General features: G+C 64.5%; 16 protein-coding genes. 5 read left to right on the forward strand and 11 right to left on the reverse strand.

All coding sequences use genetic code 11. The features are described from left to right. Nucleotides 1–28 precede the first annotated feature (28 nt). From RJQ10_RS18480 to RJQ10_RS18495, 4 genes are all read right to left on the reverse strand, one after another. A complete protein-coding gene (locus RJQ10_RS18480; RefSeq protein ID WP_350148891.1) occupies nt 29–985 on the reverse strand; it encodes a DUF808 domain-containing protein in 957 nt (318 codons plus the stop codon). A 70-nt stretch (nt 986–1,055) separates the two neighbouring features. Further along, on the reverse strand, nt 1,056–3,197 hold the full coding sequence (gene ppk1, locus RJQ10_RS18485) for a polyphosphate kinase 1 (protein WP_350148893.1): 2,142 nt from the start codon (nt 3,195–3,197) through the stop codon (nt 1,056–1,058). Nucleotides 3,198–3,321: 124 nt separating this feature from the next. Continuing rightward, nucleotides 3,322–4,551 carry a spore maturation protein gene (locus RJQ10_RS18490; protein ID WP_350148895.1) on the reverse strand — a complete coding sequence of 410 codons (1,230 nt, stop codon included), beginning with the start codon at nt 4,549–4,551 and terminating at the stop codon, nt 3,322–3,324. Beyond that, nucleotides 4,551–5,375: an alpha/beta fold hydrolase gene (locus RJQ10_RS18495; RefSeq protein ID WP_350148897.1), complete on the reverse strand. Its 825-nt coding sequence runs from the start codon at nt 5,373–5,375 to the stop codon at nt 4,551–4,553. The genes RJQ10_RS18490 and RJQ10_RS18495 overlap by 1 nt, the downstream gene beginning before the upstream one ends. 137 nt (nt 5,376–5,512) lie before the next feature. On the opposite strand from RJQ10_RS18495, the gene RJQ10_RS18500 reads away from it, so the two are divergent. Both RJQ10_RS18500 and fghA read left to right on the forward strand, forming a co-directional pair. After that, the gene (locus RJQ10_RS18500; protein ID WP_350148898.1) at nt 5,513–6,619 is read left to right on the forward strand and encodes an S-(hydroxymethyl)glutathione dehydrogenase/class III alcohol dehydrogenase; all 1,107 of its coding nucleotides are present in this window, start codon (nt 5,513–5,515) and stop codon (nt 6,617–6,619) included. Between the two features lie 8 nt (nt 6,620–6,627). Next, nucleotides 6,628–7,470, forward strand: coding sequence for an S-formylglutathione hydrolase (gene fghA / locus RJQ10_RS18505; RefSeq protein WP_350148914.1), 843 nt, complete (start codon nt 6,628–6,630; stop codon nt 7,468–7,470). Nucleotide 7,471: 1 nt separating this feature from the next. On the opposite strand, the gene RJQ10_RS18510 is transcribed toward fghA, so the two are convergent. The 4 genes from RJQ10_RS18510 to pspA form a co-directional block, all read right to left on the reverse strand. Then, a complete protein-coding gene (locus RJQ10_RS18510) occupies nt 7,472–8,275 on the reverse strand; it encodes an esterase/lipase family protein (RefSeq protein ID WP_350148900.1) in 804 nt (267 codons plus the stop codon). Between the two features lie 113 nt (nt 8,276–8,388). Continuing rightward, entirely contained in the window at nt 8,389–8,925 is a 537-nt protein-coding gene (locus tag RJQ10_RS18515; RefSeq protein WP_350148902.1) for a PspC domain-containing protein, read from the reverse strand. Next, nucleotides 8,918–9,187 (reverse strand): envelope stress response membrane protein PspB, encoded by a 270-nt coding sequence (gene pspB, locus RJQ10_RS18520; protein ID WP_350148903.1) that lies wholly within the window; start codon nt 9,185–9,187, stop codon nt 8,918–8,920. The genes RJQ10_RS18515 and pspB overlap by 8 nt, the downstream gene beginning before the upstream one ends. 62 nt (nt 9,188–9,249) lie before the next feature. After that, nucleotides 9,250–9,942, reverse strand: coding sequence for a phage shock protein PspA (gene pspA / locus RJQ10_RS18525; RefSeq protein WP_350148904.1), 693 nt, complete (start codon nt 9,940–9,942; stop codon nt 9,250–9,252). Nucleotides 9,943–10,157: 215 nt separating this feature from the next. Here pspA and pspF point away from each other — a divergent pair, with 215 nt between their 5' ends. Both pspF and RJQ10_RS18535 read left to right on the forward strand, forming a co-directional pair. Then, nucleotides 10,158–11,183, forward strand: a complete 1,026-nt coding sequence (pspF, locus tag RJQ10_RS18530; RefSeq protein ID WP_350148905.1) for a phage shock protein operon transcriptional activator — start codon at nt 10,158–10,160, stop codon at nt 11,181–11,183. Between the two features lie 167 nt (nt 11,184–11,350). After that, a complete protein-coding gene (locus RJQ10_RS18535) occupies nt 11,351–12,814 on the forward strand; it encodes an NAD-dependent succinate-semialdehyde dehydrogenase (RefSeq protein WP_350148907.1) in 1,464 nt (487 codons plus the stop codon). A 33-nt stretch (nt 12,815–12,847) separates the two neighbouring features. Here RJQ10_RS18535 and RJQ10_RS18540 read toward each other — a convergent pair whose 3' ends face one another. Further along, on the reverse strand, nt 12,848–14,197 hold the full coding sequence (locus tag RJQ10_RS18540) for an aminotransferase (protein ID WP_502880256.1): 1,350 nt from the start codon (nt 14,195–14,197) through the stop codon (nt 12,848–12,850). A 156-nt stretch (nt 14,198–14,353) separates the two neighbouring features. Here RJQ10_RS18540 and RJQ10_RS18545 point away from each other — a divergent pair, with 156 nt between their 5' ends. After that, nucleotides 14,354–15,256: a LysR substrate-binding domain-containing protein gene (locus tag RJQ10_RS18545; protein ID WP_350148908.1), complete on the forward strand. Its 903-nt coding sequence runs from the start codon at nt 14,354–14,356 to the stop codon at nt 15,254–15,256. Between the two features lie 7 nt (nt 15,257–15,263). On the opposite strand, the gene RJQ10_RS18550 is transcribed toward RJQ10_RS18545, so the two are convergent. Both RJQ10_RS18550 and RJQ10_RS18555 read right to left on the reverse strand, forming a co-directional pair. Continuing rightward, nucleotides 15,264–16,316 (reverse strand): efflux RND transporter periplasmic adaptor subunit, encoded by a 1,053-nt coding sequence (locus tag RJQ10_RS18550; protein ID WP_350148910.1) that lies wholly within the window; start codon nt 16,314–16,316, stop codon nt 15,264–15,266. After that, nucleotides 16,313–17,743 (reverse strand): efflux RND transporter permease subunit (locus RJQ10_RS18555; protein WP_350148911.1); only part of this gene is annotated, 1,431 nt, incomplete at its 5' end. The genes RJQ10_RS18555 and RJQ10_RS18550, both read right to left, overlap by 4 nt.

Consider the following 17,743-nt stretch of genomic DNA (forward strand, 5'->3'; position numbering starts at 1 on the left):
AGAGAAACCTTAAGCCGCCCGCCGGAGATCAGCCCCCGGTACCGCGGACCCTGCGCAGGCGACTGACGCCGGCGATCAGGCCCATAACCACAGCCCCGGCTACAACCCCGAACGCCGCCGCCAGGAAGGTCGGGGCCAGCAGCTCAAGCACCGGCCCCAGCACCGGCAGGCCTGCTCCGCCCGCGGTCAGGGCCTTGATCGCGCCATCGACCGGCGCCAGGCCGTGAACGAGGATGCCTCCACCTACCATGAACATCGCCAGGGTACCGACGACCGCCAGCGTTTTCATCAGCCGCGGCGCAAACAGCAACAGGCCGCGACCCAGGGCCCGCCGCCCACCCGCAGCAGGACCATCGCCCTCGTATTCCGCCAGGTGCAGACCCATATCATCCAGCTTCACGATCACCGCAACCAGGCCGTAGACACCCACGGTGATCAGCAGGGCGATGCCGGCAACGACCGCAATCTTGGTGCCCAGGGCGGCATCGACCACGGTGCCCAGGGTAATGACGATGATTTCCGCAGACAGGATGAAGTCTGTGCGCACCGCGCCCCGTATCTTGCGCTGCTCCACCTTTACCAGGTCCACGGCCGGGTCGGCCAGTTGCGCCCGCAGCTTGACCCGGTGTGCGGCCTTGTCCTCGCCCGAGTCCAGCAGGCTGTGGGCTACCTTTTCAAAACCCTCGTAGCACAGGAACAGCCCGCCGAGCATCAGGACCGGAGGAATGAGCACGGGAGCAAACACCGACACCAACAGCGCCGTCGGCACCAGGATCAGCTTGTTCCTGAAGGACCCCTTGGCCACCGCCCAGACCACCGCCAGCTCACGGTCGGCGCGGACCCCGGTCACCTGCTCCGCATTGACCGCCAGATCGTCGCCGAGCACCCCGGCAGTCTTGCGCAATGCCACTTTGCTCATTGCGGCTACATCATCGAGGATGGTGGCGATATCGTCGAGCAGGACTAACAGGCTGGTACCGGCCATGGTGGTGAGACTCGTGTGGTGGCGTTGAGGCAGTGTAGAGCAGCGGGCGCTGCAGTTACAGCGCCGCCGGTCAGTGGCGCTTGCGCCGCCGCTGGGGCTTCTTGCCGGTGACCGGGGTCTTGGGATAGCGCGGCAGCTTGCCGGTAGCCAGGTAGCGGTGGATCGATTCCTGCGAACGGATCATGGGCGCTTTCCGCGGCCGCGGGACGAACTCGTTCACCTGGTGCTGGTCGATGATCCGCGCCTTGACGTTGTCATACCACTGCTGGTCGAGAATATCCTGCAGGGTTTTCTGCGCCGCCGGGTCCCGCACCGGGCACAGCACCTCCACCCGGTAATCCAGGTTGCGCGTCATCAGATCGGCGGAACCGATCAGGTAGCGCGGGTTGCCGCGATTATAGAAAACATAGGCGCGCGGGTGTTCGAGATAGCGATCGACAATACTGATGGCCTCGATATTCTCGGAGATACCCTTCACCCCGGGCAGCAGCGAGCACATGCCGCGGATAATGAGCTTGATCTGCACTCCGGAATCCGATGCCTCGTACAGCTTCATCACCAGCTGGTTGTCGACCAGGTTGTTGCATTTGAGCGTGATCTCGGCGCGATAGCCTGCCCGGGCATTGGCAATCTCCTGCTCAATCAGGTGCATGAGGCCCGGACGGGTGCTGTGGGGAGACACCAGCAGGGTGCGGTAGCGCGGGCGCTTGTAGGTGTACTGCAGGAAATCGAACACATCGTAGATATCGCGGCCGATGTTCTGGTCGTAGGTCAACAGGGTAAAGTCGGTGTAGACCCGCGCCGTTTTCTCGTTGAAATTGCCGGTCCCGATATGGCTGTAGAAGCGTATCTGCCCTTCTTCCCGGCGCTCGATCAGCAGCAGCTTGCTGTGTACCTTGAGTCCGGGGATTCCGAAGATGACCTGGATACCGCTCTCGGTCAGGCGCTGCGCCCAGCTGATGTTCGCGGCCTCGTCGAAGCGGGCCGCCAGCTCCACCACCGCCAGCACCCGCTTGCCGTTCTGCACCGCGTTGACCAGGGCATCGATGACCCGGGACTGCTTCGCCACCCGGTACAGGCAGATCTTGATCGCGGTGACACTGGGGTCCAGCGCCGCGGTCTTCAGCAGATCGACAATGTAGTCGAAGGGATGGTACGGATAGTAGAGGAACACATCCTGTTCGCGGATGTTGTCCGCCAGGCTGCCCGGATCGTCCAGGCGCGACAGGCGAATCGGCGGCAGAGGCTGGAACTCCAGATATTTGGGCCCGACGTTGGGAAAGGACATGAAGTCCTTTGAATTGTGATAGCGGCCACCCGGAATCAGGCTGTCATATTTGCCGAAGCCAAAGCGGGAACACAGGTGATCCAGCAGGCGTTGCGGCATGGCGGCGTCATACACGAAACGTACCGCCTCCGCCCGCCGCCGCTGCTTGAGGCTGGTCTCCATCTTGTCGATCAGGCTTTCGCTGATGCCGGGGTCGATTTCCAGCTCGGCATCGCGGGAAAACTTGAAGCAATAGGCCGCCACTTCGTCGATCTGGAAGACGCCGCGAAACATCTGCGGCAGGCAGGCCCGGATGACGTTATCCAGGGCGATGAAGACCTTGCCCGCCTTGCCCTTGCGCCGGGGAATCTGCACAAAGCGGTCCAGCCGGTCCGTGGGCACCTCGACCACTGCGTAGTTGTAGTCCTCGGCGGTGCGGATATCCAGCGCCAGGTAGATGGACTCGTCGTTGAGCGGCGGAATGGAGTGCCCCTCCCGCAACAGGATGGGTTCCAGCTCCGGCAGTACGGTACGGGTAAAGAACGCCTGCACGAAGCTTGCCTGGCCGGGATCCAGCTGGCGCTCGTTGATCATGTAGATCTGCCGCGCCTGCAGGTCGCGAAGGACACTGTTGTAGGTTTTCTCGAACTGCTTCTGCAGTTCCACCACCCGCTTCTGGATTGCCGCCAGCAGGTCCTTGGCCTGGGGTCGCAGACTGGCATCGGACACGGTGATGAGGCGCCGCACTTCCGCCACCCGGACGCGGAAAAACTCGTCCATGTTATTGGAGAAAATCCCCAGGTACCGCAGGCGCTCGATCACCGGCACCGTGTCGTCGGCGGCTTCCTGCAGCACGCGCGCATTGAATGACAGCCAGCTGATCTCCCTGGGGATAAACAGGCTTTCATCCAGGTCGGCCAGGCGCCGCTGCAGGGAGCTGTGCATCTCATTCACTGCTGATTATCTGCCCACGGCAGCCTCAAATACAGGTAGCGACCAGTCTAACGCGCCCGTCCACGGCGTTCATCCGGTTTCGGGCAGCTGCCGCATGAAAGTTTTGTGACAGCGCTCAGGTGTAAAACCAGTAGGCCACGACGATCGCCGCAGTGATGCCGGCGGCATCGGCGATCAGCCCGCAACCCAGGGCGTGCCGGGCATGGCGAATGCCCACCGCGCCGAAATAGACTGCCAGCGTGTAGAAGGTGGTCTCGGTGGAGCCCGGCATGGTCGCCGCCAGCCGCCCCTGAAATGAGTCCACCCCGTAGGTATTCATGGTGTCGATCATCATCGCCCGTGCGCCTGACCCCGACAGGGGCTTCATCAGCGCCGTGGGCATCGCCTCGACCCAGCGGGCGTCGAAGCCCAGGGCCCCGACCCCGGCCCGCAGCAACTCCAGCACCAGCTCCAGCGCACCACTGGCGCGAAACACGCCGATCGCCACCAGCATCGCCAGCAGGTAGGGAATGATACCGATGGCCGTTTCGAAGCCCTGCTTCGCGCCCTCGATGAAAGTTTCATAGACATTCACCGCGCGCCGGTGCGCCACCACCAGGAACAGGATGATCAGGCTGATAATCAACAGGTTGCTGAGCAGGCTGGACTGGCGTTGCAGCTCGCTGGCACTCAGGGTGGAAAACCAGCCCACCAGCGCCAGCAGCAGGGCAAACACACCTCCCAGGCAACCCAGTACCACCGTATCCCGAAGATTGATGCGCTGTACCCAGGCGGTCACCAGCAAACCCGCGAGGGTGGAGCAACTGGTGGCGATCAGGATGGGAATGAACACCGACGCCGGGTCCGGAGCCCCGAGCTGCGCCCGGTACAGCAGCACCGTCACCGGAAACAGGGTCACCGAGGAAGTATTCAGCACCAGGAACAGGATCTGGGCGTTGCTGGCCACCGTCGGGCTGGGATTCAGGCTCTGCAGGTCTTTCATCGCCTTGATGCCCAGCGGCGTGGCGGCGTTGTCCAGACCGAGTATGTTCGCGGACAGGTTCAGGGTCATGGAGGAAATCGCCGGATGCCCCCGGGGCACCTCCGGCATCAGGCGCACAAACAGTGGCGACAGCAGGCGCGCCAGACGGTCCACCAGACCGGACGCCTCGCCGATAGCCACCACCCCCAGCCACAGGGCCATGAGGCCGATCAGGCCGATCGCCAGCTGCACTGCCAGAGCCGCCATCTCGAACAGGCCGGCCACCATGCGCTGGAAAACCTCGGCGTCGCCGGCCACCAGCCACTGGAACAGCGCGCTGGCGAAAGCGAGGAGAAAGAAACCGAGCCAGATCCGGTGCAGCATCAGCGCGCTTGACGGGAGAGAAAATCCAGCACCAGTGCCGCGGTCTGGTGCGGATGTTCCAGTGGAAACAGGTGCCCCCCCGGAACGCTGTGCAGCTCGGCAGTCGGTTGCAAGCGGGCCCAGCGCCGCATGGCGGCGGCCGACAGGATATCGGAGCTGTCGCCACCAATACCGAGCGTCGGCACCCTGAGCCGCAGCAGCCGCGGCCACACCAGGGGCAGGGACGAGTACACGGCTGCCTCCCAGCGACCGGCGTAGGCCAGCTCCCAGTCGCCCTCCGCCCGCTGCCTGAAACCGGCGCGCACATAGTCCCACAGCACCTCGTCCGGAAAGGCGCTGAAGGCGCGTTTGCCGCGGTGGAATTCGAACGCGGCCTGGGGATCCGGAAACCGGTCCGGTCGGTTCAAGGCGCGGCGGATCATGGGCAGCTTCGCGAGCTGTGAGCGCGGCGTGAAGTTCAGCCCCAGGGCCAGGCGGCTTTTGACGAACACCGGATCCAGCAGGATCAGTCCGCGGAACAGCTGCGGTCGGCGCAGTGCGGCCAGCAAGGAAACGACGCCCCCCAGAGAATGTCCCATCATCCACACGGGCCCCACGACGCCGTGCTCCAGGGTCTGGATCAGATCGTTGGCGAACTGGTGCCAGTCGGCGCGCGCCGGTATCGGCTCGGGCGACCACAGTGGGCGATGTCGGTAGCCGGTGACGGCGTAGTGCTCCCCGAGCGGCGCCAGCAGCCGCCGGTAGCTGCCGGGGGGATAGCCGTTGGCATGGGCAAACACCAGCGGTTCACCGCTGCCACCGAATGATTCCAGTCGTTCCTGCATCCGCTGCGTCTGCTCCCTCTCCCACCGTGTTCTGTGCTGGCGCCAGCCTAATGCAAATCCCGGCGCTTGTCCCGCACGGAGCGGGGCCTTACCATGCCCGACACTACCTACTTCACCACATCGCAAGGAGCCGTCCCATGAAAACCCGTGCCGCTGTTGCCTTCGGGGCTGGACAACCGCTGGAAGTGGTCGACGTTGATCTCGAGGGGCCGCGGGATGGCGAGGTCCTGGTGGAGATCATGGCCACCGGCATCTGCCATACCGATGCCTTCACTCTCTCGGGGGATGACCCGGAGGGCGCTTTCCCCGCCATCCTCGGCCACGAGGGCGCCGGTATTGTGCGCGAGGTCGGGGCCGGCGTGAAATCGCTGCGACCCGGCGACCACGTCATCCCGCTCTACACTCCCGAGTGCCGGGAGTGCAATTTCTGCCTGCACCCGAGGACCAACCTGTGCCAGGCCATTCGCGAAACCCAGGGCCGCGGGGTAATGCCCGACGGCAGCAGCCGCTTTTCCCTCGACGGCAAGCAATTGCTGCACTACATGGGCTGCTCCACCTTTTCCAATTTCACCGTGCTGCCGGAAATCGCGCTGGCGAAAGTCCGTGAGGATGCGCCCTTCGACAAGATCTGCTATATCGGCTGCGGCGTCACCACCGGAGTCGGCGCCGTGGTCTATCGGGCCAAAGTCGAACCCGGCAGTAACGTCGTGGTGTTCGGCCTCGGCGGGATCGGCCTCAACGTCATCCAGGGCGCGCGCCTGGTCGGCGCCGGCAAGATTATCGGCATCGACCTGAATCCGGAGCGGGAGGCGCTGGGGCGCAAATTCGGCATGACCGATTTCATCAATCCGAACAACGTGACCAATGTCGTCGAGGCCATTGTCGAACTGACAAAGGGCGGCGCCGACTACAGTTTCGAATGCATCGGCAACGTGGAGGTGATGCGTCAGGCCCTGGAATGCTGTCACAAGGGCTGGGGCGAGTCCTACATTATCGGGGTGGCGGGAGCCGGCAAGGAGATCGCCACCCGACCCTTCCAGCTGGTCACCGGCCGCTCCTGGCACGGGGTCGCCTTTGGCGGCGCCCGTGGTCGCACCGATGTGCCGACAATTGTCGACTGGTACATGGACGGGAAGATCAATATCGACGACCTGATTACCCACACCATGCCACTGGAGGACATCAACAGGGGCTTCGATCTGATGCACGGCGGCGAGAGCATCCGTTCGGTTGTGGTGTACTGACGATGGGCATGGAAATCCTCGGGGAGAACCGCTGTTTCGGCGGGCGCCAGCTGCGCTTCAGCCACCGTTCCGACGTCCTGGACTGCACCATGCAGGCCGCCATCTACCTGCCGCCCCAGGCCGAGCAGGGGCCGGTACCGGTGCTGTACTGGCTGTCGGGGCTCACCTGCACCGACGAGAACTTTGTGCAAAAAGCCGGCGCCCAGCGCTACGCGGCGGCCCAAGGGGTCGCCATCGTCTGCCCCGATACCAGCCCCCGCGGCGAGGGAGTACCGGACGATCCGGAGGGCGCCTGGGACTTCGGCCTCGGGGCAGGCTTCTATGTCAATGCGACCGCAGCGCCCTGGCGCGGCCACTACCGCATGGATGACTACGTCAGCCTGGAACTGCCCGCGCTGGTGGCCACCGCGTTCCCGCTGGAGGCGGAGCGCTGCGCCATTTTCGGCCACTCCATGGGTGGCCACGGCGCGCTGGCGCTGGCCCTGCGCAATCCCGGCCGCTATGCCTCGGTATCGGCCTTCGCCCCTATCGTGGCACCCAGCCAGTGCCCCTGGGGGGAAAAAGCCCTGGGCAACTACCTGGGGCCGGACCGGACAAGCTGGCTGGCTTACGACAGCTGCGCCCTGATTCGCGCAGGTGCGCCGCAGTTGCCGGTGCTGATCGATCAGGGCGAGGCCGACAACTTCCTGGAATCACAATTGCAGACCGGACTGCTGGAACAGGCCTGCGCCGAGAGCGGTTTCCAGGCGCGCATCCGCCGCCAGCCGGGCTACGATCACAGTTATTTCTTTATCAGCACGTTCGTGGGCGAGCACATCGCGTTTCACGCCAACGTGCTCGCTGACCGCTAGCTCAGCTCGATGTTGACGGGTACAGAAGGCCGGTCCAGCTGTGCCGCTCAAAGGGCCGCCAGTCGCCGTGGGGCAGTGCGAGGCGGTCGGCGACGAGATACCAGATCGCCGGGTTGAAAGTCATGCCGCAGTGGCTGCCGCGCACTTCAATGCTCTGGGTCAGTGCGTGGCCGCCGCGCTGCAGGGTGGTCTGCCAGTTCACCACGCCATCGCCACGGGAGTAGATCGCGGTGGTGGGCACCGGCGGGGCCACATGCAGGCGCTCCTGCTCAATCGGCAGCTCATCCATGGGGTTCAGCGCCATAAACAGGCGCGAGGGATAGGACGCTGTCAGGCGGCCCTCACCGAAGGGACTGCCAAGGGAGATGACCTGCCGCACGCGGTCGGGAAATTCCCGTGCCAGTTCGCGGGCGAAGATACCGCCGAGACTGTGGCCGACCAGGGAGACTGGCCCGCCGTAGCGATCCGAGAGGAATGTAATGCGCTCCTGAAGCGCCTCCAGCACTCCCTCACGAGGCCCCAGGTTGCGGCCCAGGCCCCAACCGTGAACGGCGTAGCCCAGCTTGGTCAGGTAACGGCGAAAGGATGCGTTGTAACCATCGGCGCCCAGAAAGCCCGGCAGGACCATGACCGGGTGGCCGTCCCCTCGCGGCGCCTTGTCCAGCAGTTTGCGGCTCAACCGCAGGGACAGCATCTCCACCACCACCCGATGCGCTTCGGTCAGGGCCAGCAGCGCGTGAGGCGGCGGCACAAACGGATCCAGCTGGACGCCGGTATTGAGATCGATGGCTTCAATGGCCGTCACGGGCTGTTCCCTTTTTCGCACCACCGGGCACCCCCAGCGTCTTGCATAACAAGATTCATGCACTCGAGCATAGCCCATAGGGTGGGCCGGGGGAAGCCCCGGCCGCGGGCCTCCTACAGGCGGGAAATCTCGCGATCCAGCTCGTACTGCCGTGAAGTGACGTAGGATTCCATGGCTTCCACCCGGCGCAGAGCGGCGTCCAGCCGCTCCCGGGCCCGGCGCAGGCGCACGGTACCCGGCTCGCTGTAGCGGAAGACCTTGCGCGGGCGGTAGTCGTGGTGACGCTCATCGTACTCCATCTCCACCTCGACCTCGGGACCGGGGTCCAGGTCATCCGGCGGCAGGTCGGAGCAATCGCCGCGCCGCGATGAGGGCCGCGGCGCCAGCAGCAGCCAGGCCCCCAGGTAGGCCCACAGGGCCAGGCTGCCGGTAAACAGGATGGCAGCAACCCACAGCAGGCGCGCTACCCAGTGCGCTATATCGAAGTGATCTGCCAGGCCGGCGCAGACCCCGGCAATTTTGCCGGCGCCGGTGTTGCGGTAGAGATTCATGCCCCAGCCGGACGCCCGCTGGCGGCGGAAGCGACGCTCCCCGCCGCGCCAGTCCGGGCCCTGGTGGCGACCATGGTCGCGGTAATGACGTTCACTCATGATCTTGCTCCTTGCTCCGCCGCTGGCGGTCAGTCTGGTCGCGCCAGTTGGCGTGATCCGAATCCAGGATTGTTTCCAGAACGCCGATACGCTCGGTCAGCCGGTCCACCGTTGCCAGCAGCTCCTCCAGGGACTGCCGGTCCTCCTCGTTGAGACTGCGGGAGGAGCGGTTGACGCTGCGGTAGTGCATCGTGATCCAGATCGGTGCCACGACCACCAGAAACAGGATCGTGGGCACAAACATGAATTGCCAGAATTGCATGGTTTCCATCCTCGGGCAGGTCTGCGGTCAGACAGTATCCTGCCAGTTCGTTGTGGCCGGCACTAGCCGTTGGCATCCCGGCCGGCCTGGCGGGCGTCAAGCTCGGCCTTCAGCCGCTGCAATTCATCGCTGATACGCTCGTCCTGCTGCAGGGCCTCGATTTCCGCGGCCAGATCAGGCGGCACTTCCCGGCCGACATCCAGCAGTTCCAGCTGGCTTTCCAGGTTGTCCATCCGCCGTTCAAAGTGCTCAAAGCGCTGAAACGCCGTGTCCAGGGCCTCCCGGTGCATCTGCCGCTTGACCTTGATCCGCGACTCGACAGTCTGGCTGCGCATCAGCAGGGCCTGCTGGCGCGACTTGGCGTCGGACAGTTTCTGCTGCAACTGGCCGATCTCCGTGCTCAGCTGGGCGATATGTTCGTCGGCCGCGGTGAGTTCAGCTGCGACCACGGCCAGCTCGTCCTCAATCGCATGTTTCTCCTGCAGGGCCGCCCGGGCCAGGTCCTCGCGGCCCTTGCCAATGGCGAGTTTCGCCTTTTGCTCCCAGCTGTCCGCTTCGGCCTGCACCTGCTGCAGGCGGCGGGCGGCAGCCTTGCGGTCAGCCAGCACCCGGGCAGACGAACTGCGTACTTCCACCAGCGTGTCCTCCATCTCCTGGATGATCAGGCGGATCATCTTCTCGGGGTCCTCCGCCTGGTCCAGCAGCGCGTTGAGGTTGGAGTTGATGATGTCCGTCATCCGCGAAAAAATTCCCATGGTTCCTCTCCACTGGGGCCTTGCCCCGATTGACAGCGGCGGTATGCCGTTCCTCCCCAAAGCTTTATCAGAAACCGTGCCAGAAACCTCAAGGCTCTGTTTTTATTGGAGTTTTTAAAACTATCGATACATCCGGCAGAGAAATACCAATTATTAAAGGTTTTTTTTACCTTTTTATGGGTTTATTAACCTTTTTAAATGGCTATATTTACCTTATGAAGTCAAAAGACAGCATAATCGGCAGCTCGGCCGCCCTCGCCCGCGCCCTGGACCAGGTATCCCGGCTGGCCGCCATTAACCGGCCGGTACTGGTCCTGGGGGCCCGGGGTACGGGCAAGGAACTGGCCGCTGAGCGACTGCACTTTCTCTCCCCGCGCTGGGATGCCCCCTTCATCAAGGTCAACTGCGCAGCGCTGGCGGACTCCCTGCTGGAATCCGAACTGTTCGGCCACGAACCGGGCGCCTTCACTGGCGCGACCCGGGTCCGCCAGGGCCGCTTCGAGCGCGCCGATGGCGGCACCCTGCTGCTGGACGAACTGGGGGCCATGTCCCTGCGCTTGCAGGAAAAGCTGCTGCGCCTGATCGAATACGGGGAGTTTGAAAGACTCGGGGGCCAGCAGACCCTGCAGGTCGATGTGCGGGTCGTCGGCGCCACCAATGCCGACTTGCGCGCGCTGGCCGCCGCTGGCGATTTTCGCGCCGACCTGCTGGACCGCCTCAGTTTCGATGTCGTGCATCTGCCGGCACTGCAGCAGCGCGCGGAGGACATCCCCGAGCTGGCGCGCCACTTCGCCATTCAGATGAGTGCCGAGCTGGGCTGGGAGCTGTTCCCCGGATTCAGCGAAGACGCCATGGCGACGCTGCAGGCTCACCCCTGGCCCGGCAACATCAGGGAACTGAAGAACGCGGTGGAGCGCTCCCTGCACCGCTGGGGCAATGCCCGCCAGCCGGTGGCGGAGGTCATCCTGGATCCCTTTGCCTCGCCCTACAGCGAGACTCTGCCCAGCCCGGCGGAAGCGCCCGGGCCGCAGGGTGAAGCGGCGATCCTGGCCACCCCCGGCGTTAGCGATTTTGCCGCCCGCATGCAAGCGATTGAGCGCCGCCTGGTGCACCAGGCGCTGGCGGACAATGGCCACCACCAGCGCCGCACCGCCGACGCACTGGGGCTCAGCTACGACCAGCTGCGCGGACTGGTACGCAAGCACCGGCTCGGTCGCCGGCGCCGCCAGCGCTCATCCTGAGCCGGGCCCTGCCCACCCTTTTCGGGGAGCGCACATACCGGGTAAAGCAGCTATAGTGATAAGCCGTGGTGGTCGCCAGTGCCGCAGGCATGGTACGGTCCCACGGTAACCGCCGGGCACCGGTTTGCCCGCCACTACAAGCACGCACAGCAACAAGGATTACCGCTATGAGCCTGTCACTCTCCGACCCCACGCTGCTCCAGACCCAGGCCTACATCAACGGCCAATGGGTCGATGCCGACGACGGCGCCACCTTCCCGGTCAGCAATCCCGCCAACGGTGAGGTCATTGCCAAGGTGGCAAAGACAGGCGCCGCCGAGACCCGGCGCGCCATCGAGGCGGCGGAGAAGGCCATGGCACAGTGGAAGGTCGTCCCGGCAAAGCAGCGCGCGCAGATCCTGCGCAAGTGGTTTGACCTGATGATGGCCAACCAGGAAGACCTGGCACGCATCATGACCGCCGAGCAGGGCAAGGTACTGGCCGAGTCGCGTACCGAAGTCGCCTATGGCGCGTCGTTTGTTGAGTGGTTCGGCGAGGAAGCCAAGCGTATTGATGGCGACGTGATTCCCGGCCCGACCCCCGATCGGCGCATTGTCTGTATCAAGCAGCCGGTGGGTGTGGTCGCGGCCATCACCCCCTGGAACTTCCCCAACGCCATGATCGCGCGCAAGGCCGCACCGGCCCTGGCGGCCGGCTGCAGTATCGTGATCAAGCCCGCCACCGAGACCCCCCTGTCGGCCTTTGCCATGGCGGTGCTGGCGGAGCGCGCGGGCGTGCCCGCCGGAGTCCTCAACATCGTCGCCGGCAGCTCATCGGCGATCGGCGGCGAGCTCACCGGCAACCCTATCGTGCGCAAGCTTACCTTTACCGGCTCCACCCCGGTAGGCAAGATGCTGGAGGCCCAGTGCGCCGAGACCATGAAGAAAACCTCCATGGAGCTGGGCGGCAATGCTCCCTTTATCGTCTTCGACGACGCCGACCTCGATGAGGCGGTGAAAGGTGCAGTGATCTCGAAGTACCGCAATTCCGGCCAGACCTGCGTCTGTTCCAACCGCATGCTGGTTCAGGACGGAGTCTATGATGAATTCGTCGCGAAACTGGTCAAGGCCACCGCTGAGCTTGCAGTGGGCGATGGCTTTGGCGACGGCATCAGCATCGGTCCGCTGGTCAACGCCGGTGCCGTGAACGATGTCGACGGCCTGGTGCAGGCGTCGATTGGCGCCGGCGCCAAGGTCGCCCTGGGCGGCGCCCCGCATGACCTGGGGGGCTGCTTCTACCAGCCCACCATTCTCACCGAGGTGACCTCGGACATGGCGGTGTTCCGCAACGAGATTTTCGGCCCGGTAGCCCCGGTGGTGCGGTTCAAGGATGAGGCCGAGGCCATTGCCATGGCCAACGACACCGAGTTTGGTCTCGCCTCCTACTTCTACACCCGCGACATCGGCCGGGTCTGGCGCGTGGCCGAGGCGCTGGAATACGGGATTGTCGGCATCAACGAGGGCATCATCTCCAATGAGATGGCGCCCTTCGGTGGAGTCAAGGAGTCGGGCTCCGGCCGGGAAGGCTCCAAGTACGGGATCGACGACTACGTCGAGATCAAGTACATGCTGATGGGCGGGCTGGACCGCTAGACGGCTCCGGCTGCGGGGTGCACTGCTGGTGGCTCAGGCCACCAGCAGCTGCTCCCGGGTCACATGGGCCAGGGTCTCGTCCAGCGCCCGGCCCAGTTTATCGGTCATTTCATCGATCTGCGCTTCCGAGATGATCAGCGGCGGGCACAGGGCGATGCTGTTGCCGCCCATGGCGCGCACGATGAGGCCGTGTTCCTGGGCCCGCAGGGCACAGGAAGCGCCCACGGTGTTGCCGTCGAAGGGCTGCCGGCTGTGCTTGTTCGCCACCAGCTCCAGCGCCGCAATCATGCCCATGCCCCGCACCTCGCCCACCAGTGGATGGCTGGCGAAACCCTGCAGTTTCCGCTGCATGTACTCGCCCATCACCCGGGCGCGCTCGAAGAGATTGTCGCGCTCGTAGATTTCCAGCACTTTCGACGCCACCGCGCAGGCTACCGGATGGCCGCCGTAGGTATAGCCGTGACCGAAAATCCCCACCTTGGCGCTGGGTTCCACCATCGCTTCATAGATGTCACCGGTGACAATGGCGGCACTGACCGGCAGGTAGGCTGAGGACAGGGCCTTGGCCAGCGACATCATCTGCGGCTGGATACCGAGGCTGGTGGCGCCGAAGTCGGCGCCGGTGCGGCCAAAGCCACAGATCACCTCATCGTCCCACATGAAGATGTCGTACTTGCGCAACACCGCCTGGACTTTCTCGAAGTATCCTTCCGGGGGCACCACTACCCCGCCCGCACCGCTGATCGGCTCGGCTATGAACGCGGCGATGGTCTCCGGCCCCTCCGCCAGAATCAATTCCTCCAGTTCCCGCGCCCGGCGGCTGGCAAACTCCTCCTCCGTCTCGCCTGGCAGACCGTCGCGATAAAAGTGCGGGGCGCCCGTTCGCAGCACACCCAGCGCCTCGAAGGGCAGGCTGAAGTGGGTGTGATTGGGCACCAGGCCGGTCAGGGACGCGGCGGCGACGGTCACCCCGTGGTAGGCGCGTTGGCGGGAGATGATCTTGTATTTTTCCGGCTTGCCGATGGCATTGAAATAGTAGCGCAGGAGTTTGACCTGGGTGTCGTTGGCATCGGAGCCCGAGTTGCCGAGAAAAACCTGGGCGTTGTCCACCGGCACCATCTCCGCCAGCTTGTCCGCCAGGGCCATGGCCGCGGGATGGGTTTTGCCGCCAAACAGGTGCGAATACGCCAGAGTGCGCATCTGCTCCGCCGCGGTGGCCACGATTTCCTCATTGCCATAGCCCAGGGCGGTACACCAGAGACCGCTCATACCCTCCAGGTACTGCCGCCCCTGGTTGTCGTAGACATACACGCCCTCGCCGCGCTCGATGACCAGCTGCTCGGTGGCCTTCAGGTTGGTAGTCGGGTAGATCATGTGGGTCATGGCGCGTTCCTCTCGCTGCAGGTTGCTGTAGGCATGTTCAGGGTAGCGCAGACACTCATGGCCTGCAGGCACACCTCGACAGATAATTCTCCACGGCTTGCCTGTATAACCACAAGCGATTAAATTTACCCATCCTGGTTAAGTAAAGTTACCAAAATGCCCCTCGACCGACGCTTCCCCCTCAACAGTCTGCGCGCCTTCGAAGCGGTAGGGCGCCACGGCCACCTGCGTCGGGCCGCGGAAGAACTGAACCTGACCCACGCCGCTCTCAGTCACCAGGTGCGACTGCTGGAGAGCGAGCTGGGCTGCGCCCTGTTCAGCCGTGCCCACAACGGCATGCAGCTGACCACCGCCGGACGCCGCTTTCACGACGTGGTGCAAACTGCGCTCGACGCGCTGGCCGAGGGCGTGGTGCACCTGGACCCGGCGGCGCTGGCGGGGGAGCTGGTGATCGCCACTACGCCGACCATCTCGATCAACTGGTTGCCCGGCGTCATCCACGCCTACAGCCGACGCTACCCCGAGGTGGAACTGCATTGCGCGACCATAGAACCTCACCAGCGCAACCTCCCCGCCCGCTTCGACCTGGCCCTGTGCCTGGGGGCACCGGAGCCGCGCGGCAAGGTGATCGGCAAGCTCTACCAGGAGTATTATTTCCCGGTCTGCGCACCGGAGCTGGTCAGCGCGGAGAAGCCCGTACAACAGCCCCGGGACCTGCTTGCGCACACTCTGCTGCACGAACGTTTCCAGCACTGGGAAGAATGGTTCGCGACCCACGGCATCGACCGGGCCCGGGGCCAGGGCAATATCCACTTCGATTACGGCTTCCAGTCCATTGAGGCAGCGCGCCAGGGTCTGGGCATCGTGCTGGCTGACCGGCTGGAAGTGGCCGCGGACCTGCGCCGCGGCACCCTGGTGCGACTGCTGGAGCAGGAGATGGCAGTGGACGAGGGTATCTACCTGGTGGCCGAGCCGGAAGCGTCGCGCACCGTGCGGGCGCAGCTGTTTATCGATGAATTGCAGCGCTATCTGCGGGAACTGGGGGTCGCACCGGCGTGACCGCCGCTCAGCCCGGCTCCATTACCTGCTGGCCGCTCTGCAGGCGGTCGGCGCCGCGCACCACGATGCGCTCACCCTCCTCAAGTTCGCCACTCACCGCCACCAGGCTGGCTTCACCCGCACCGAGTACAACACTGACCCGCTCGGCGACCCCCTGCTCGTTAACGCGATAGATGTAGCTCCCTTCGCGACGGATGACAACGGCGTCACGCGGCACCGCCAGGGTCAAATTGCTGTCCTCCAGCGGAATCTCCACCTTGACCAACTGCCCGGGCATTATGCTCTCGCTGGCGCCACCCGCAAGATCAATGCGCAGTTCAAAGGTCTGTGACACCGGGTCACCGGCAGCGATCCGGGTGCGCACCACACCCGTGTCCACAAGCTCGCCCGCGATGATATCGAGGCGGTCACCAACAGCCACGCGCTGCTGGTAGCTGATCGGTACATCCACCCGCACCTCGAGTCGCTCCAGATCAACAACACGACCGATAATCTCTCCGGGAACGACATACTCTCCACCCAGCTTGCGGCGTTCCACCAGCACGCAATTGAAGCGGGCGCGGAGCTGGGAGCGCGCGATTTCATCGTCCACCTGACGAATACGGGCTTCCAGGATCGCCATGTCCTTGCGCGCAATATCCCGCCGCGACAGGGCCTCGTCGAGCAGAAATACCGACAGGTTCTGGGTCTCGCTGAGCGCGACGTAGCGCTCCACCACCTTACTCTGGTAGGCCTCGTTGACAGCCTCCCGTTCCAGCAGGCCCTGCAATTCCTCGCGGCGCAGCCGCAGCGGAGTCTGATCGAGCCGCGCAATGGGCTCTCCCGCAGCAAACCTGGTGCCGGGTTCCGCCACCCAGTCCAGCTCACCCGCCACCGCGGCGGTCACCGCAACGTCATTGCGGCTGAACACGCTGCCATTCAGCGGCAGGCGCGCACCCATGGCAACGCGCTCAACCGTGCCGGTCTCCACCACCGCGGTCGTTTCAGCAAAGGTTGCAGGGGTCGCAAGCGACAGCGCCAGGGCCAGCGTGTGCAGGCCGTAACCCAGTACTCGTTTCATCGCGCCTCCCCGGGGGCCGTAGCCGCCAATCCGTCGACTGTCGGCAGGGGCTGCGGCGTCGCCCTGCCCATTCCCAGCAGGCTTGGCATCAACAGCAGGGACAGCGCCCCGCTGGCAATCATCCCGCCGACGATCACCGCGGCCAGGCCGCGATAGATCTCTGAACCCACGCCCGGCATCAGCATAAGAGGCAGCATGCCGAAAATGCTGGTGAGGGTGCTCATGAACACCGGCCGCGCCCGCGTCAGCACGGCGTCCCGGATCGCCTGGCGGCGCTCTATGCCCTCGCGTTCCCTGATCCGTGTCTGGTCGACGAGCAGGATTGCGTTGTTGACCACAAGCCCCAGCAGAATGATGAATCCCACCATGGTCAGCATATCGAGCGACTGGTAAGTGAACAGGTTGAATGCCTTCAGGGCCAGCACCCCGCCTGCAATTGCCGGCGGCATGACCAGCAGCACCAGCAGACTGTCCCAGGCGGAGCGAAAAACCGCCGCCATGATGGCAAACAGGATCAATACCGCGATACCGAAGTTCAACAGCATTTTGCTGACCGCCTCCTGCAAGCGGTCGGCGCTGCCGCGATAGGCAATTGACGCACCGGGCGGCAGCATGCCCCGCAACTCGGGGTCCAGCTCCGCCCGCAAACGCTCGATCGCCTCCTCCAGCGTCACCTGCTCCGGTGGCAGCACGTTGATGGTGACCGTGCGCAGGCCATCGACGCGCTGCAACTGCACTGGCCCCACCGTGTACTCGATAGTGGCGAGCTCGCCAATCGCCTGTACCCCGGCCAGCGGTGTGGCGATCGGCGTACTCGCCAGCTCTTCCGGCGTGCCCCATCCCGGACCGTGCACGATCATGTCGTAGCGACGATTGCCGTCGAAGTACTCGCCGGCATACAGTCCGTCGGTCAGCGCCCGCACCGCATCGGCCAGCATCATCCGGTCCAGGCCCGCGAGCCCGAGTCGCTTGTCATCCGGCACGACACGCAACTCCGGCTGGTCCATGGTCAATGCGGGCTGCGCGTAGGCGCTGCCGTCTTCCCACATACCCTTGACCCGCTCCATGCCAGCACTGCCGACCCGCATGAGAGTCTCCAGGTCTGCACCACGAATATCGATGGCAATGCTGCGGCCGCCGCCGTCCACCTGGATCATCGATGCGCGGGCAACATAGGGCTCCACATCGGGAAGACCGGCCAGGATTTCCTCGCGCATGATGCGGATCAACGGCTCTGTCCCCTCGGGCTCGGCGGGGTACAGGAACACCGTGCCATAGCCGGGACCAACGCCAACATTGTAGCCGCGTACCGCCGGCTCCTTCTCGCCGCTGTAGTAGGGCCGCAGGCGCCGCTCGATCTCCCCGAATATCTCACTCTCGAGGGTATCCAGACTGGTGCCCGGAGGCAGGTCAAGATAGCTCTCCAC

This window comes from Haliea sp. (assembly GCF_040222615.1).
Classification (GTDB): Bacteria; Pseudomonadota; Gammaproteobacteria; order Pseudomonadales; family Halieaceae; genus Haliea.

Coding starts and splice junctions, on each gene's coding strand:
- ppk1 (WP_350148893.1), bottom strand. CDS start 3,197: ATGCACAGCTCCCTGCAGCGGCGCCTGGCCGACCTGGATGAAAGCCTG.
- RJQ10_RS18495 (WP_350148897.1), bottom strand. CDS start 5,375: ATGCAGGAACGACTGGAATCATTCGGTGGCAGCGGTGAACCGCTGGTG.
- RJQ10_RS18540 (WP_502880256.1), bottom strand. CDS start 14,197: ATGACCCACATGATCTACCCGACTACCAACCTGAAGGCCACCGAGCAG.
- pspF (WP_350148905.1), top strand. CDS start 10,158: ATGAAGTCAAAAGACAGCATAATCGGCAGCTCGGCCGCCCTCGCCCGC.
- RJQ10_RS18500 (WP_350148898.1), top strand. CDS start 5,513: ATGAAAACCCGTGCCGCTGTTGCCTTCGGGGCTGGACAACCGCTGGAA.
- RJQ10_RS18480 (WP_350148891.1), bottom strand. CDS start 985: ATGGCCGGTACCAGCCTGTTAGTCCTGCTCGACGATATCGCCACCATC.
- RJQ10_RS18550 (WP_350148910.1), bottom strand. CDS start 16,316: ATGAAACGAGTACTGGGTTACGGCCTGCACACGCTGGCCCTGGCGCTG.
- pspB (WP_350148903.1), bottom strand. CDS start 9,187: ATGCAATTCTGGCAATTCATGTTTGTGCCCACGATCCTGTTTCTGGTG.
- RJQ10_RS18545 (WP_350148908.1), top strand. CDS start 14,354: ATGCCCCTCGACCGACGCTTCCCCCTCAACAGTCTGCGCGCCTTCGAA.
- RJQ10_RS18515 (WP_350148902.1), bottom strand. CDS start 8,925: ATGAGTGAACGTCATTACCGCGACCATGGTCGCCACCAGGGCCCGGAC.
- fghA (WP_350148914.1), top strand. CDS start 6,628: ATGGAAATCCTCGGGGAGAACCGCTGTTTCGGCGGGCGCCAGCTGCGC.
- RJQ10_RS18535 (WP_350148907.1), top strand. CDS start 11,351: ATGAGCCTGTCACTCTCCGACCCCACGCTGCTCCAGACCCAGGCCTAC.
- pspA (WP_350148904.1), bottom strand. CDS start 9,942: ATGGGAATTTTTTCGCGGATGACGGACATCATCAACTCCAACCTCAAC.
- RJQ10_RS18490 (WP_350148895.1), bottom strand. CDS start 4,551: ATGCTGCACCGGATCTGGCTCGGTTTCTTTCTCCTCGCTTTCGCCAGC.